This window comes from Morganella morganii H1r, assembly GCF_000633515.1.
Classification (GTDB): Bacteria; Pseudomonadota; Gammaproteobacteria; order Enterobacterales; family Enterobacteriaceae; genus Morganella; species Morganella morganii_B.
The window spans coordinates 265252-282473 of sequence record NZ_AYMP01000010.1; the positions used below are offsets into that span (position 1 = coordinate 265252).

Consider the following 17222-nt stretch of genomic DNA (forward strand, 5'->3'; position numbering starts at 1 on the left):
GGGCGCTTTTACTCATTATTTACGCTTTACAGCAATTAAATTTTACCGGAGCAACTGCATTTGGCGGCGATCTCTTTGTGATGATGAGCATCTGTGCCGCAACAGGCATCAATGGCTTTATTGATAATATCCGCCAGCTTATTGACGGTGGAAATAATTGAAGAGAGTTGTTCGCACACATCGCGGCAGTCTGCATGTGTATGACCGTTATCCGGAATCACCGGCGGTGTCAGACTGTCACAGAGAATTTCCTGTAATACCAGCAGGAAGTTTGCGATACCGGTAGTGTAGATATAAGAGCGCCCGCCGGTCTGCTCTGCCAGCCGCTGATACTCCTTTGTCACTTTGTCTCTTTCCGCAATCGACGGGAAGCGGTCAAGGTTTTCCGGACGATCATCCGGCGTTCCCTGATAGGTATAAACTTTGACACCGTGAAGCTGCGCGACACCAATCGCCTCACTGTTTTTCGCGACAGCGGCATTGGTCAGTGTTCCGCCGCCGCCTTCCATCCCTTCATCACCCAGCACAAAAATGGCACGGCGGGCACCGGGGCGCCAGTCAAAATATTTACTGGTATCAATAACAGCACGGCATAAATCCTCCTTATTCCCGGCATGGTCACGGCCATCGGCCTCCGTAAACGGTTTTCTGGCCTGTAAATTCCCTTCATGTGCACCTTTGCCAACCAGATAATCACTCACGGTCTGATCAAACTTTGTGCCGGTCCAGGTGCCCTGAATGCCCAGGAACGTCGCCCGCAGCTGAGACGGGCAGCGGGCAGCCGCTTTCTCTATCGCCGCGTCTATTTCACGACTCAGATCGGCGGATTCATCTGACATTGAGCCGCTGGTATCAATAATCACCACCAAATCCAGTGCGATATCACTGTTGCCGCCCATGACCTGCACTACCGGGTCAATACCGGCTGCCGGTGCAGACATATCCTGTGTGTTGAGATCCTGATTCATTGTTTTTCCTCTGTGTTTATTGCAGGTATATGTGTTCTGTGCAATCTGTTGCACAGAGGAGCAGTATCTTTTTATTTTTCAGGGAAGTATTCCCTAAAAAATAACAGCGTCGGGCTATTTATTGAGAAGGATAATGACCCCGGTGACAATGGCATAGCCGGGGCAGGAAGGCGGGATTATTTTAACAATATAAAATCAGATTTATTTAAATTTTTGTTAAAAAACAATAAATTATCTATATCCAGCAAGGTGTGAACGACATCAGCGGAATCATATTGTTTTCTGAGTTCGTTGAGAAAAACAATCAGTGAAATATCCAGTGCAGTGAGTACCCTGAACAACAGACTGACCGTCAGATTTCCTTTACCCAGCTCATAGCGGGAGACCTGCTGCTGACTGATTTCAAGTGTAAAGCCTAACTTCTCACCGCTTATTTTTTTCAGCTTACGAAATCTGTACAGTACCTCCCCGATATTTTTATTGAGTAAATCTGAATCTATGCATTGATATTTCTGCACCATTTATCTCCGTAGATTAAATCTGTCATAGCAGGAATGGTTGTTATTACCGGCAAATAATTATCGGTTGTGTTTTTTAGTCTTATTAACATGTCTGGTGTTTTTTTTAAAAAAATGAGATTTGTATCTGATGATTAAAATTAAATAACACATGTTATTTTTTGATGCAAATATAATATTGGTATGTTTTATTATTTTCATAAATTTACAAAATAGATGTGTAATTTAATCGCTTTTATTTGATACAGCGCAAAATATAAAGAATATCTCATGTTTTACATGATTTTTTTGTTGAAATTTTTTATTCGATCTTTTCTGTGTATCGTCCGGTAACACTTATTAAGTAAGAAGAGGTAAAAAGAGCATTATTTTATCTGCGGAAAAAGTGTATTTTCAGTTGGTTTCGCTGCTATGGTTATAAAATAATATCTCACTACTTCTTATTTTACAGTTAGTTATGTTGTTTTTATCCTAACAGGATTGTTATGTCAGTGACATTAAATGATGGTTAAATTTAAGGTGTTAACATGTTATAAAAAATAACGTTTGCAACATAATATTGTTTTTTTTGATTTCAATTTATTAAATTACATGTAAAAAGCAATATTTTAGTGTTTTATTCTATTGTTAATCCAATTGTAGATAAATAAAGAACAAACATTCCGGGTTTTTTGTTACCAAGTAACGTTTGCTTACATCTTTCATATTAATTCATTGAAATGTCAGATAAAAATAATGAAAACAATTTATTAACATAAATATCATAAGAATGTCTTATCTATCATCGTGGTTGTAATAATATATAAATACACGTAGTGTTACTCGTGAATATAACCTTAGTTATTACTGATAATAATATTGTCCTGCTGACTTTTTATATTAATAAAGACAGTGATGATACCTTTAATTAATTTTTGAATTTATGTCCTGCTTTTATTTTTACGCCGGGAGGTTTTCCCTTATGAAAAAATATAAATCTGTAAAAGATTTTGCATTACCGCTATCGGTTATACTGGGAACGGGATTATATTCATTTCCCGGTATGGCGGATCCCTGTACATCGGTGACAGACGGTGACGGAAAAAGACACCTGACCTGTACCTCGACCATCTATTATTACAGCGCCGGTGAACACGGCGGAACGGCATTATCTGATTACGCGAGTGTGACCATCAACACGACACCGGACGCCTCTGTGTCACCGCTGCAGGGCTGGGCGGTTTACGGGAACAGCAGCATCTATAATTTCAATAAACTGAATATTGCAACCAGCGGCGCCAAAGCGGACGGTATCGTGACAAAAAACGGTGCCAGTAAAATCAATATTGATAAGTTAACCATTAAAACCACCGGTTCTTCCGCTGATGGCCTGAACGCCGGTAAGGAAAGTAACGGCACAGTGATTACCGTGGGTGACGATGCCTATATTGATGCATTCGGGATGGGGGTGCGTGCTAATTCATCAACCACCGGCACAAACGAAAACCTGATCACACTCGGAAAAAATGCGGTCATTATTTCTCACGAAGCCGGCAGCAATCTGGAAATATTCGGGCGTGAATTCGGCACCGGTTATGCCGTTTATGCCGGGAACACCAACTCTGCGGCAACCGGGGATGCCCGTGTGGTGATCGGTGACAACAGCACCATTGTGGCAAACGGGGGCTCAGCCCATGCGGTTTATGCCAACAAAGGCGGCATTATCGAACTGGGTTCAACGGATATCCGCGCCGAAGGCACAACGGCACACGGTATTTATGCGGAAGCCGGATCGAAAAAGGCCGGTGGTGCAACGGTCACTGCCGGCAGTCAGGTTTATCTCGGCGGTGATACCACCATTAATGTGACCAGTGACGGCCGGAAGTTTGCCCTGTATGCCAAAGGGGCTGATTCACAGATATCCTCTTCTGATCGCCTGTCCGGTGACAGCATCCGCAGTGTATTCACCGTTGACGGTGATATGAAAGCTGAGACAAAAGGGATTGTTGACCTGCAGATGGCGGATAACAGCCGGTTTACCGGCAGTACCAATTCACTGGAATATAATGCGGCAGGCGCACCGAATACGACCACAAACGGCACCATCAACCTGGATATTGCCGGTACAAACAGTCTCTGGAATATGACCGCTGATTCTGTGCTGTCAAACCTGACACTGACCGGTGCGACACTCCGTTATAACTCTCCGGACGATCTGACCGATCCGGATGCCTTTGTCCCGAAAACACTGACCGTGGCTGGTGACTATACCGGTAACGGCGGGCACGTAATCCTCAATACCGTATTGAATGACGATAATTCACTGACGGATAAACTGCGGATAAAAGGTAATTCTGCCGGCACCACGACGGTCAGTTTTGTGAATATCGGCGGGCAGGGCGGGCTGACCATACTCAACGGCATTGAAGTTATCACGGTTGACGGTATTTCTGACGGTATATTCACTCAGAGCGGGCCGATTGTCGCGGGAGCATATGATTATTCTCTGGGACGCGGTAAAAACGGTAATGAAAAAAACTGGTATCTGACATCAGAATATACCCCGTCAAAACCGGATCCTGAGCCGGAACCGGAACCAGAACCAAAACCAAAGCCTGATCCCGATCCTGAACCGGAAAAACCCATTATAAAGCCGCCGGTAAATCCGGCTATCCGCCCGGAAGCAGGGGGGTATATCAGTAACCTGCAGATGGCGAATACCCTGTTTAATGTACGTCTGCATGATCGCCTCGGTGAAACCCAGTATACCGATGTGCTGACCGGTGAGCGTAAAGTCACCAGTCTGTGGCTGCGGAATGTGGCCGGGCACTCAGTGGTGAAAAGCGGCAACGGCCAGTTAAGAACCGGGACAAACCGGTATGTGGCACAATTGGGCGGCGATATCGCACAGTGGTCTGATAATGATCTTAACCGTTACCATATCGGGCTGATGGCGGGATATGGCCGCATCAGCGGTAAAACCGCAAACAGTGTAAAAAGCACGGAATCAACCTCACATGCTGACGGGTACAGCGCCGGGATATACGGTACTTACTATGCTAATGAGGCGGATAAAACCGGCCTGTATGTTGACAGCTGGGTACAATATAACTGGTTTAAAAACCGGGTTGAAAGACGGGGATTGGCAGAAGAAAAATATAACTCTGACGGTATCACACTTTCTGCCGAAGCCGGGTACAGCTTCCTGATCAATGAAACACAGGGCAGTGAAGGCAGCATTAACCGCTGGTATATCCAGCCGAAAGCGCAGGTGACCTATATGGGGGTGAAAATGGATACCCACACAGAGCGGGGCGGCACCCGCGTATCGGCGACCGGTGAAGGGAATATTCAGACCCGTCTCGGGGTAAGAGTATATGGACTGGGACAGGCGCTGCAGGATAAAAACAATGATCGTCACTTCCAGCCGTTTGCTGAAATTAACTGGCTGAATAACAGTAAGATGGCGGGTGTTTCCATGGACAGTGCTCACGTCAGTCAGTCAGGCACCCGTAATATCGGTGAAATTAAAGTGGGGGTTGAAGGACAACTGACCCGCAATGCGGATATCTGGTTTAACGTGGCGCAGCAGACCGGCAGTGATCACTACTCGGATACGCAGGGCATGTTAGGCCTGAAATACCGCTTTTAACGGTCAGTAACATCCGGCCGGGATAACAGGAATGCGGTTATCCCGGCTTTTTTGTATCCGGCGCTGATAGTGACTTAATCATTACCCCAGCGGTTGAGAAATTCAGCAATATCATCGATACGCTGTTTATCGATACCGGCTTCAGCCGCCATCTTTTTCTGGGCTTCCTCACTGATCTCTTCATTTTTCGTCAGACAGGTGATCAGTAACTGAAAATAGTGTGCCAGTCCGTCATATTCCTGTTCTTCAACCGGATCTTCCGATTCCAGCGCGTACTCATCAGCAATATCGTAGTATTTATCCGGTACTATATTTTCCATAAATCCCTCCGGGGTTAACGCCGGTGTCAGTGGTGTGTATCGTACCATTGTAGCCGATCCGGCTTCGTTTTCGCACCTTACCCGGCGAATTATTGTATTTTCTGCGTGAATGGTTGGGTGGAAATAATTTCCGTAAAGATTCTTTTTTATTTTTTAATATAAAATTAAATAAAAAAATCACTCATACCATCCTGTTAATTTTTCTGTATTTTATATTTAATTAGAGAGGTGAAATTATTTTTCTGATGATTTTCATCTTCAGTTTATCTTGTTTTATAGCATCTTGTGTTTACTATTTAAGAACAAAGGCAAAATCATCATATCAACTCAACCGGCAGGCGGATTGATTGCAGGAGCGCGGCGTGAAGGATATTTCATCTTATTTAACACGTTTAAATATAAACGAAAATATTAAAGCTGATAACTATTCTCTTTTTCGGTTTCATCATGCTCATTTTTATTCGGTTCCGTTTGAAAATTTCAGTATGAATGAAAATGCCGCATCCGGATCTTTCAGTAAAATAATTGCAGATAACATAATATTTAATAAACGCGGCGGTAAAGTAAGCCGTCATCCTGCATATGGCTGGGTCGTGTCTGTCAGAGAAAACAGCAGGCTCAATGCTGGCTGGGAGGATATTTACGCTTTCCATGATACAGAAACGTTTCCGCCGGATATCAGCATGGCGTATTTTTATACGCTCCATTCTCCTGAAAGCCTGCTTAATATACATAAAGTTGCCAGTCTGCCGACAGAAAACGACTTATCTCATCGTTCCGGGTTATACGAATTCAGGGCCTGAACACTGGCAGTCCTTTATGGAAAGAAAATACCGCAATGTTTTTCGTGTACAGCAGGGGGACCGGAATAACCCGTCACGGGAAATCTGGATCGACAGCCTGAATCAGGCAATTGCGCACACAGCAGGGGATATTGTTCTGCCGGGTCACAGTTGCGGAGCGGTAACCGCCGCCCAGTGGGCTGCACAGTATTCCTGCAGCAGAGCCCGTTACCGTCCGGTTTACTGAAATACCGTGCGATGCTGATATACAGCAATAATGATGCACACCTCAGTGAAGCCCGTGCGCAGATACTGGCATCACAATGGGGATGTGAAACACATTTTGTCCCCGGTGCCGGGCATTTTAATACCGCTTCCGGCTATGGCGCCTGGCCCGGCGGTGAACGGGTGTTTGAAGACTTTACGGGAAGGGGATTGCAGGTTGCCGAAGCAGGGACGAAATATGTTTGAAGATATTAAAAAATTCAGTATTACCGCCCGTTATTTTCTGATAGCCACCTGTCTTTATTCACTGCCTTTTATACTGCTGCCGGTATTGTCTTCGGTGTGGGCGGGCGCGGATTGTGCTGTTTAATTCCGATAAAACGAAACTGATTGCGGATGTACGGGTTATCACTGAACCGGAAAAAAAGGGCATGCTTATGACATTACGATATCCGCCTGCATGATGACACATAGCGCCTCCGTACCAACAGCGTTAATGTCCGGTGATACACCTTTACCCGGGGGCGCAGATCCCGGCTGAAGCACAGATGTGCAGTTTGGTTGCAGTGGCGGGTGATTTCCTGTCTTTTTAATATATTGAAATAAAAGTATTATTTTTTTAAAAAGGAAAAAATAAAAATAAAACAGCAGAATATAGTGTTTTTGGCCGGTTATGTCGCACCGGGCAGAGTGAAAAATACGGTATTTTTGTAATATTTCCCTGAAATTTCATTTTTATTGTTATTATTCATATTGTTATTGATGCTTTGTATTTTGTTACATATTTTATTTCTGTGATCTGAAAAAAAATGGCTTTTTTCTTATTTTTTACAATATGTTAGATAGTTATGTTAAAAAACGTAGTGATTTGTTTTTTTTGTGATCTGAATTATTACACCTACTAACTCTTAATCAGCTCTTCCATGTAGTCATATATCCTGTTTTTACAACGATTTTAACTTAAGTGACGGATCCTGTGAGATACAAACATCTTTCTGGTCTTTACAGACCGGTAAGTGAAATTTATTATTTCGCGGCTTACCACCATGCGCATTGGCTGATGGCAACATATTGTCAGATAACTCATTGTTATCATTTTATATTATAAGGAATTTACCATGCCAACTCCGTGCTATATCTCCATCGAAGGCAAAACCCAGGGCAACATCACTGCCGGTGCCTTTACCGCTGAGTCTGTCGGCAACATCTATGTACAGGGTCACGAAGATGAGATGCTGGTACAGCAGTTTGACCATATCGTCACCGTTCCGACAGATCCGCAGTCCGGTCAGCCGTCCGGTCAGCGTGCACACCGTCCGTTCAAATTTACTGTGGCAATGAACAAAGCGGTTCCGCTGCTGTACAACGCCCTGGCGGCCGGTGAAATGCTGCCGAATGTCGAACTGAAATGGTACCGCACGTCTGTTGAAGGTAAACAGGAGCACTTCTTCACCACGTCACTGGAAGATGCCACTATCGTCAATATCGACTGCAAAATGCCTCACTGCCAGGATCCGTCCAAATCGGATTACACGCAGCTGATTGAAGTCTCGCTGTCCTACCGTAAAGTCAGCTGGGATCACACCGTTGCAGGCACCTCCGGTGCTGATGACTGGCGTGCGCCAATCGAAGCGTAATGTACTGATTTACACCACAAATCCCGTCCGGGGTTTGTGGTGTTTTTGCTTTATTACGAAGAACACCGGCATGCCGGGCATTCATCCGTCAGACCCGTACCGGAGCCGGCATGCTTGCTGAAGACCCCAAAAAGAAGGCGGCAGATATTGCCGCACTGAAAGACTCCCTTGTTCAACAACCGGCGCAGACGGCGTTATCGCTGCTTTCCGGCAATTCGCCTTCCGGGTTGGTATTTACCTGTAAAATCGGTCAGTTACCGGAGCAAACCTTTTTGGTCACCGAGTTTTCACTCAGTGAATCCCTGTCCTCGCTGTTTTCGCTGACCATCAGCGCCGTCAGCCTGCTGCCGTCGATCACCTTTGAGGATCATCTCGGCTCTGCCGCGTCACTGACGGTCACCCGTGACGGCGTCAAAGTCCGTACCGTGCAGGGACTGCTGGCCTCTGCGGAACAGGGCAACACCGACGGCAACAAAACCTGGTATCACTTTCTGATCCGCCCGGAAATGTGGATCATGACCCTTAACCAGGACAGCCGCATCTTCCAGAAGCAATCGGTGCCGGAAGTGCTGGCAACATTGCTTAAAGAAGCCCATGTCAAAAATGACCTGAAATTCTATCAGGACGAACTGCATCAGAAACGCGATTACATCACCCAGAAGCGGGAATCTGCCTGGGATTTCTGGTGCCGTCTGGCGGCAGAAGAGGGGATTAACTTCTGGTTCGAGGAAGGCCCGAAACTGTTTTACAGTGACAATCACCTTGGTATGACCGCCGGTATTCACCTGACCTATAACCCGCAGGCGGATACAGACACCGGTGACAGTACGGCCTTTTCATGGCGCTACGCCGAACAGCTGTGCAGTGATGTCATTATCCAGAAAGATTACAACCCGGACCGTCCGTCTTATCCGTTTAAACATGAAGTTACCGGTGAGGTGCATAAACAGCATCCGGTGTATGAAAGTTACGGTCGTTACCGTGATGATGAAACCGGTAAGCCGTTCACCCGGCTGCGTTACGAACAGTCGCAGAATGAACGTCAGACCGGCACGGCGGGCACCAACTGTTTTGCCCTGATGCCGGGTAAAATCTTCACCCTGAGCAACCACCCGTCGGCGGTGATGAATCAGCCGTGGCAGGTGATTACGGTTAATCATCGTGGTACCCAGCCGCTGGCGGATAACAGCGGCGGTGAAGGGACAACGTTCAGCAACACGGTGAAGTTTATCCCCGGCACCCGCGAATGGCGGCCGCCGTTCCGTTTCCGCCCGCAGGCGGACGGTGACGAGCTGGCTACCGTAGTTGGCCCGAAAGGGGAAGAAATTTACACCAACGAACAGGGCGCGGTGAAAGTCTATTTTCACTGGGATCGCTATGCGAACCCCGACCACAGCGCGTCCTGCTGGGTACGGGTGGCGATGGGCTGGAACGGCAGCGGCTATGGTTTCTCCGCTGTACCGCGTATCGGCCAGGAAGTCATTGTCTCGTATCTTAACGGCGATATTGACCGCCCGATTATCACCGGCTGTACCTATAACGGACGTAATTCACCACCGTCGGCATTCCCGGGCAGTAAAACACAAACGGCTTTCCGGACAAAAACGCACAAAGGCGATGGATTCAACGAGCTGCGCTTTGAGGATGAAAACGGGAAGCAGCAGGTCTTTATTCATGCCCAGCGGGATATGGACACGGTGGTACTGAATGACCGCAGTACGCTGGTGAAAGCGAATCACAGTGAGCGGATTGAGAAAGATCAGAGTATGACCGTTCTGGGTCACCGGACAGCGGTGATCGGGGAAAATAACAGCGAAACCGTCGGGAAACATAAAACCGTGGCGGTGGGAAATACCCTGTCAGTGACCGCCGGTGATGTGATCGAACTGCGCTGCGGTGCCAGTGTATTGCGGATGGACAGTGCCGGACGGGTGACAATCAACGGCACTGCATTCAGCTTTGAAGCCAGTGGTCCGGTGCAGATCACCGGCAAAGATGTGGATATTAACTGAGGAAACCGCATGCCGGTACATGTTATCAATCAGACGCCGTTCCCGCATTTTGCCTTCAGAAAACTCGGGTACAGGGGAGAGCACTGGTTTACGGTGGTGGTCAGAGTTACCTGTGATATTGACCCGGTGACCGGACAATGCAGTTTTTCAGATGAACAACAGCCGGTCATTATGGCGGACAGATACCGGAACAACCCCGAAAACAGCAGTCTGCTGACTGAAACAGATCTGATTTTCCGTAAACCCGGGGGGGAGTTTTACATCACCGGCACAGCTTACACAACGGATAACATACCGCAGCCTCAGTGGATCGCCGGGTTCACGTTCGGGCAACTGCAAAAGCAACTGACACTGAGTGGTCCGCGTTTCTGGTCATATCATCAGGGCTGGAAAGCGGATGCACCGGCAGCAGTGACGGCATTACCGCTGATTTATGAAAATGCGTATGGCGGTCATGATATTTCCGGGGCATATCCGGCTAATCCGGTCGGAACAGGCTGGTTCTCTGCGGATAATGCCGATAAATCAGCGCGGTATCCTCTTCCCCGGATCACCCTGCCGGGGTCTGAATCTGTACCGCCGGTTTTCGGCATGCCGTGGCCGGCGGCCGGGTTCGGGCTGTACAGCCGGTGGTGGTCACCGCGTCTTCAGTATGCCGGTACGTATGATAATGACTGGCTGGAAAACACACGGCCTTATTATCCCGCAGATTTTAAACCGGATTTCTTTATGGGCGCGCCGGCTGACCAGCAACAGGAAGGCTATTTTGACGGCAATGAAACACTGACCATCCGGGGGATGTTTCCGGAGGTGCCGGAAGCCTCATTCCGGTTACCTGAAATCGGTTTTTTTGCGGTACAGGATATCCCGGGAGAGCCGCTGGTGCCGGATGACTGTGTCCTCGATACCGTACATCTTTCTCTGGACGAGCGTAAGCTCTGCCTGACCTGGCGATACAGTCTGACGGATATTCTCCCCGGTATTCCCCTTCAGATCCATGCGTACAAACTGTCATAAGGACACGGACGATGACCAAAAAAGTGGTGGGTAATAAAAACGCGGATTACTGCGTGGTGTCATCCGGTCCGGATGTCTGTCAGGTCGGTAACTCTGTTATTCCGTTTGACAGTTTTCAGCAACTGGGAGCAGAACAAACCTATGTCAAAACCGTCCGGGTGAACGGTGTGTCGACGCTGACGGTTGGCAGCGTCATTAAAGGCACTCAGGGAAATGCCGGTTCCGGCATTATCTCCGGTACCAGCCTGGGCAGCGGGGACTGCGTGATCACCAGTGGTTCACCAACGGTCAATTTTTGCAAAAAACCGGCGGCGTTCCATGGTTCCGATGTCATGATGAACAATAATAATGTTCCGGCTGTTCTGTATACCCTTGAGAAGGAACACAATATTGCAAAAACCGCAGACCCGGTTGAGCCTCAGAAGGAAAAATCAATTTTTGAAAAACTGGATGAGGTGAACGGAGACATTTATAAAAGAAACACAGACACAGCACTGTCAGCGTATGAGCATGATGCTCTGGAAGGATTTGTCAGAGAAGGTATTAATGAAAGCATTATCACCCCGGCTGACATGCTGCTCAGGGGGTCTGCAAATATGGCGGCATTTAATGCGGAACAGCGGGCCTACAGTCAGTTTGTGTTCAGCACGAAAGAGGAAACACAGACGCGGGTTGAAGCCGCAAGAGAAATAGCAAAAGACGAAAATAAGATAACCCTGCCCCGGCTTGAATTAAAAAATGGGGCCCAGAAAGCGGGAGCCTCTGTCTATCATGCTGCTGAGCTGGGTACCGGTGTTTATGGTGTTGCGGCATTGGCCAGAAAGGGCATCAAAGCACTTACCCGGGTTTTCAGTAAAACGCCTGCTGCCCCCAAAGTTGTGCCTGTCAGAACCAAACCTCAGAATGAAAATACCGTCAGCGGAAAAAAAGAGGGCTCTTCCGCAGAAACATCATCCTGTATGTCGGATCCTGTGGATGTGGCAACCGGGGATTTTATCCAGGTCTGGCCGGTTCTGAACCTTCCCGGATTGTTGCCGGTATCGTTACAGCGGACTTATCGATCTACCGCGGCGATATCGGGGTTATTTGGTCCGAAATGGGCGGATAACTGGTCAGCACGGATTGAGGTTGGCCCGGATACCCTGATTTACCATGATAATGAAGGGGTGAAGGTAATGTATCCGGTTTCGGAGAACACCCTGAATATCCGCAACGTCTGTTATCCCCGCGCGTTACTGACAGGCACGCGGGACGGCGACATCCGTCTGTCTGATAACCGCACTCAACTGACACAGCACTTTAATCATGTCTGCGGAAATACCCGCAAACTGTCTGCCATTACAGACAGCAACGGGCAGCGTCTTGATTTTCATTATAACGATGAACACCATCTTATACGGTTAACCCGGAATGGTACGGCGCTGCTCAGTTTCAGTTACTGTGACGGTCAGTTAATCACGATCAGTCTGGCCGGTTCACCCGCTTCCCCTCCGCTGGTGACCTGCCGGTATGACCGCCACGGCTATCTGAGTGAATGTGATGCTTTTCAGCAGAACCACCTGTGGCACGAATATACCGCTGACGGCTTTATGACCCGCTGGCATGACACCGATCAGACCGATTATTTCCTTAAGTATGATGAGCGCGGGCGGGTTACCCGCAGTGAATCACCTTCCGGTTACTGGGGCGGCCGGTTTATTTATGATGATGTTCACCGGATGACCACATACAATGATGATGAAGGCGGGCAGTTTTATTACTGTTACGATGATGCCGGTCTGGTGACCCTCAGTATTGATCCCCTGGGCAGAGAAATCAGGACGGAGTGGGAAAACGGGCAGAAAGTCAGTGAGACCAATGCCGCCGGGCAGACGACCCGTTATTGTTACCATTACGATGGAACACCGGCTCAGGTCATTTTACCGGACGGGCGCTCTGCGGAGTATCAGTATAATGAACGGGGGCTGCTGACTGACATTGTCAGCCCGTTTAATGATACGTGGAAAATGGAATATGACCCGCAGGGAAACCTGACCGGCATGACGTCCCCGCAGGGGCAGACCGTACACTATGAATATGATCAGTACGGAGCGTTATTAAAAGCCATTTTACCGGGCGGCGCACACTGGCAGTATCAGTACAATGAGACGCATCAGCTCATTAAGCAGACTGACCCGTACCGGAACAGCACTGAATTTGTTTCTGACGCTTTCGGACGCCTCACCCATCTCACGGATGCACTGAATAATACCACCCGTTATCACTATGATCCGTCTCATGCGGGGGTTAACGGCAGTATCAGTGACATTTTCCTGCCTGACGGTGTGCATCAGCATATTGATTATGACAGTGAACGCCGGGTGGTGGCGGTCACTGACGGCGAGGGCAAAATAACCCGTTACCGTTACGGGCCGTTTGACCTGCTGCTGGCGATGGTTCGCCCTGACGGTACAGAAATCCGCTTTGAATATGACGGCCTGACGCGGCTGAAAAAAGTGATTAATGCGGCCGGGGATGAATACCGCTATGAGCGGGATAAAGCCGGGCAGATTATCCGCGAGACCGATTTTACCGGACGGGAGATTCAGTACCGTTATGACCGGCTCGGCCGCCGTACAGCCACCCGTTACCCGGATCAGCATGAAATCCGCTGGTCGTACTCCCCGGAAGGGCTGATAACCCGGCAGGATATCTGGTTTGATGACGGCACACGCAGTGAACTGAAATCCGCCACGCACTATGAATATAACGCCCGGATGCAGCTTATCCGCGCCGAAAATCCGGATGCGGTCACGGAGTTTGAGTATGACGCCGCCGGGCGGCTTATCTGTGAAAAAATCAATGGCCGTGAAATTCAGCATGAGTGGGACGCGCAGACAGACCGGCTCACACAGACCCGGTTCGGGTCGCAGGCATTACAGTATCAGTACGGATTACAGGGTGAACTGACCCGGTTTCAGGCCGGAAAACATCAGCCGCTGCAACTGAGCCGCAATGCGCTCGGGCAGGAATACCTGCGTCACAGTCAGTCCGGTTTTGCCTCATCGCGCCATTACACGGCGACCGGTATGCTGGCGCATCAGACCGCCGGGCGCGGGTCGGACAGTTATCTTCAGGCGTTGCGGGACAACCCGGTACAGCCGCCTGCCGCCAGTGATGTTAACCGGAGCTGGCAGTATGACAAAGCCTATAACATCACGGCGATTGATGACCACCGCTGGCGCCGTATGCAGTACCGCTATAATCAGAATGACCAGATTGAGCACACGTCCTTCGGCGGTTTATATCCTCAGACAGAGCAGTTCAGCTACGATACCAACCTGAACATCCGGCAGCAGACGCTGATACCGGGTGAGGCGCAGGGTGCCCTGCATCAGTTATCGCAGCAACAGCAGGCGGGGCGGGTGGTCCGGCGTACTACACCAACAGGACATCAGGAATACCACTACGATATCAACGGGCGTCTGGAGCGGAAAACAGAACACCGGAACGGCTTCCGCCCGCGCGAGTGGCGCTATCAGTGGGACACCTTAAATCAGCTGACATCCTGCTTCACCCCGCAGGGTGACTGCTGGCGTTACACCTATGATGCCTTCGGCCGCCGCCTGAGCAAATATCAGGTGGTGAATGCACAGGAACCGGTACATCTTCAGCATCTGAATCAGCAGCCGGTGGTCCGTGGTTGGCAGTACCTGTGGTCCGGCAATCAGATGATTGAGGAAGTGCCGGTCTATGCGGACGGCGCGGTGGCGTATGACGCAGGGGTTCAGTGGCTGTATGAACCGGGCGCACTGGTTCCGGCGGCGCGGTATGAAAAAGGAAAACTGCATTACCTGGTCACCGACCATCAGGGCACGCCGCGTGAAATCTTCACGGAAACCGGGACGGTCAGTTGGGCAGCACGGCCGGACACGTGGGGACAGATGGCGTTCTGGAGCCTGAAAACCAGTGCCAATGACCCGAATTATACCGAATGTCACTTCCGCTTCGCGGGACAATATGAAGATGCAGAAACGGGCTTGTACTACAACCGGTTCCGCTATTATGATAAGGACACGGGACAGTACATCAGCCCCGATCCGATAGGACTGGAAGGCGGCTTTAACCCGTACGGGTATGTGCACAATCCGACGGGGTGGATAGATCCGTTTGGGTTGATGTGTTGTCCTATTATTGATTCGGGTAAATTTGACTATTTTTTTGGTCGAGTAAATTCTAACCCGCATAACAAAGCGCGCTCAGAACAAATGGCAATGGTTATGAAACAGCTTGGTGTGGCTGACAATCCAGCTGGCCACAAATTGTTGTCAGATCATTTAATTCAAGCGGCTAATACTCCATCTAATATTGCAAATCAATTTACCAAAACAGTTAAAGGTGAAAATTTAACCTTTGTAACTAAAGATTCTCTTTTTGCTGGGCCAAGTGGAAAATTTGCTCACTTTGAATCTACTTGGGAAGTGATGAATGATGGAACTTTAAGGCTAACAACTATGATCCCTAAATTATGATTGAACAATTCGATGACAAAATATTAGATATTTTTGGAATAGAACCAGAAAGTGTTGATGTGGATTTTTTACAGTGGAATTATTGTTTTAGTAGAGAGGGTGTCAAATTAATTTTTGTATACTCTGTGGATGGAACTGTATCTATTTCACTGTATTTAAATGATGTTTTAATTGCTTTTTGTTTTGGATGTGGATTGAAAACATTAAGTATAAGAGATGGTAAAATTTATGGTGAATTTAATTATAATCACGATAAAAGTACGTTAGAACTAGATCCTGTAAATATAACATTTAAATGGATAGATAAGCTTTCATAAATCAAAAGACCATCAGATCTTCTGACTTTTGCGTTTTTAGAGCTACTCAGTTGTGTTTGTAGTTGTTGGTTCGATTACTTAGACGTGAGATTGAGCATGAGTGGGACGCGCAGACAGACCGGCTCACACAGACCCGGTTCGGGTCGCAGGCATTACAGTATCAGTACGGATTACAGGGCGAACTGACGCAGTTCCAGGCCGGAAAACATCAGCCGCTGCAATTGAGCCGCAATGCGCTCGGGCAGGAATACCTGCGTCACAGTCAGTCCGGTTTTGCCTCATCCCGCCATTACACGGCGACCGGTATACTGGCGCATCAGACCGCCGGGCGCGGGTCGGACAGTTATCTTCAGGCGTTGCGGGACAACCCGGTACAGCCACCTGCCGCCAGTGATGTTAACCGGAGCTGGCAGTATGACAAAGCCTATAACATCACGGCGATTGATGACCACCGCTGGCGCCGTATGCAGTACCGCTATAATCAGAATGACCAGATTGAGAACACGTCCTTCGGCGGTTTATACCCTCAGACAGAGCAGTTCAGCTACGATGCTAACCTGAATATCCGGCAGCAGACGCTGATACCGGGTGAGGCGCAGGGTGCCCTGCATCAGTTATCGCAGCAACAGCAGGCGGGGCGGGTGGTCCGGCGCACCACGGCAACCGGTCATTTTGATTATCACTACGATATCAACGGACGGCTGGAACGCAAAACTGAACACCGGAACGGCTTCCGGCCGCGTGAGTGGCGCTATCAGTGGGACACCTTAAATCAGCTGACATCCTGCTTCACGCCGCAGGGTGACTGCTGGCGCTACACCTATGATGCCTTCGGCCGCCGCCTGAGCAAATATCAGGTGGTAAATGCACAGGAACCGGTACATCTTCAGCATCTGAACCAGCCGCCGGTGGTCCGTGGTTGGCAGTACCTGTGGTCCGGCAATCAGATGATTGAGGAAGTGCCGGTGTATGCGGACGGCACGGTGGCGTATGACGCCGGGGTTCAGTGGCTGTATGAGCCGGGCGCACTGGTTCCGGCGGCGCGGTATGAAAAAGGGAAACTGCATTACCTGGTCACCGACCATCAGGGCACACCGCGTGAAATCTTCACGGAAACCGGGACGGTCAGTTGGGCAGCACGGCCGGACACGTGGGGACAAATGGCGTTCTGGAGCCTGAAAAGCAGTGCCAATGACCCGAATTACACCGAATGTCACTTCCGCTTCGCGGGACAATATGAAGATGCTGAAACGGGCTTGTACTACGGTAATCCCCCCGAAAAAC

Annotated in this window: 12 protein-coding genes and 1 pseudogene; 10 read left to right on the forward strand and 3 right to left on the reverse strand. The window is 48.9% G+C overall.

The window, feature by feature from the left end; all coding sequences use genetic code 11:
* Positions 1 to 35: 35 nt before the first annotated feature.
* Complete coding sequence (locus tag U868_RS0106440; RefSeq protein ID WP_025152577.1) at positions 36 to 968, reverse strand: hypothetical protein; 933 nt, start codon at positions 966 to 968, stop codon at positions 36 to 38.
* A 176-nt stretch (positions 969 to 1144) separates the two neighbouring features.
* Entirely contained in the window at positions 1145 to 1489 is a 345-nt protein-coding gene (locus U868_RS0106445; RefSeq protein ID WP_025152578.1) for a helix-turn-helix domain-containing protein, read from the reverse strand.
* 958 nt (positions 1490 to 2447) lie between these two features.
* Between U868_RS0106445 and U868_RS0106455 the strand changes: the two genes are divergently transcribed.
* Positions 2448 to 5117: an autotransporter outer membrane beta-barrel domain-containing protein gene (locus U868_RS0106455; protein ID WP_025152579.1), complete on the forward strand. Its 2670-nt coding sequence runs from the start codon at positions 2448 to 2450 to the stop codon at positions 5115 to 5117.
* Positions 5118 to 5191: 74 nt separating this feature from the next.
* On the opposite strand, the gene U868_RS0106460 is transcribed toward U868_RS0106455, so the two are convergent.
* On the reverse strand, positions 5192 to 5437 hold the full coding sequence (locus tag U868_RS0106460; RefSeq protein WP_025152580.1) for a YmjA family protein: 246 nt from the start codon (positions 5435 to 5437) through the stop codon (positions 5192 to 5194).
* 362 nt (positions 5438 to 5799) lie between these two features.
* Here U868_RS0106460 and U868_RS25900 point away from each other — a divergent pair, with 362 nt between their 5' ends.
* The 9 genes and pseudogenes from U868_RS25900 to U868_RS0106515 all read left to right on the forward strand — a co-directional run.
* Positions 5800 to 6240: a hypothetical protein gene (locus tag U868_RS25900; protein ID WP_240182675.1), complete on the forward strand. Its 441-nt coding sequence runs from the start codon at positions 5800 to 5802 to the stop codon at positions 6238 to 6240.
* A 16-nt stretch (positions 6241 to 6256) separates the two neighbouring features.
* A pseudogene (locus U868_RS23490) lies at positions 6257 to 6690 on the forward strand (RBBP9/YdeN family alpha/beta hydrolase).
* On the forward strand, positions 6683 to 6814 hold the full coding sequence (locus tag U868_RS26150) for a hypothetical protein (RefSeq protein WP_275886617.1): 132 nt from the start codon (positions 6683 to 6685) through the stop codon (positions 6812 to 6814). Before U868_RS23490 ends, U868_RS26150 begins: the two are co-directional and overlap by 8 nt.
* A gap of 748 nt (positions 6815 to 7562) precedes the next feature.
* A complete protein-coding gene (locus U868_RS0106490) occupies positions 7563 to 8081 on the forward strand; it encodes an Hcp family type VI secretion system effector (RefSeq protein WP_025152584.1) in 519 nt (172 codons plus the stop codon).
* Positions 8082 to 8191: 110 nt separating this feature from the next.
* Positions 8192 to 10093 (forward strand): type VI secretion system Vgr family protein, encoded by a 1902-nt coding sequence (locus tag U868_RS0106495; protein WP_025152585.1) that lies wholly within the window; start codon positions 8192 to 8194, stop codon positions 10091 to 10093.
* 9 nt (positions 10094 to 10102) lie between these two features.
* Positions 10103 to 11110: a DUF2169 family type VI secretion system accessory protein gene (locus tag U868_RS0106500; protein ID WP_025152586.1), complete on the forward strand. Its 1008-nt coding sequence runs from the start codon at positions 10103 to 10105 to the stop codon at positions 11108 to 11110.
* A gap of 11 nt (positions 11111 to 11121) precedes the next feature.
* Positions 11122 to 15621, forward strand: coding sequence for an RHS repeat-associated core domain-containing protein (locus U868_RS24050; RefSeq protein WP_025152587.1), 4500 nt, complete (start codon positions 11122 to 11124; stop codon positions 15619 to 15621).
* A complete protein-coding gene (locus tag U868_RS0106510) occupies positions 15618 to 15938 on the forward strand; it encodes a hypothetical protein (RefSeq protein WP_025152588.1) in 321 nt (106 codons plus the stop codon). The genes U868_RS24050 and U868_RS0106510 overlap by 4 nt, the downstream gene beginning before the upstream one ends.
* A gap of 65 nt (positions 15939 to 16003) precedes the next feature.
* Positions 16004 to 17222: RHS repeat domain-containing protein (locus tag U868_RS0106515; RefSeq protein WP_029990783.1), on the forward strand; the 1219-nt coding region annotated here is incomplete at its 3' end.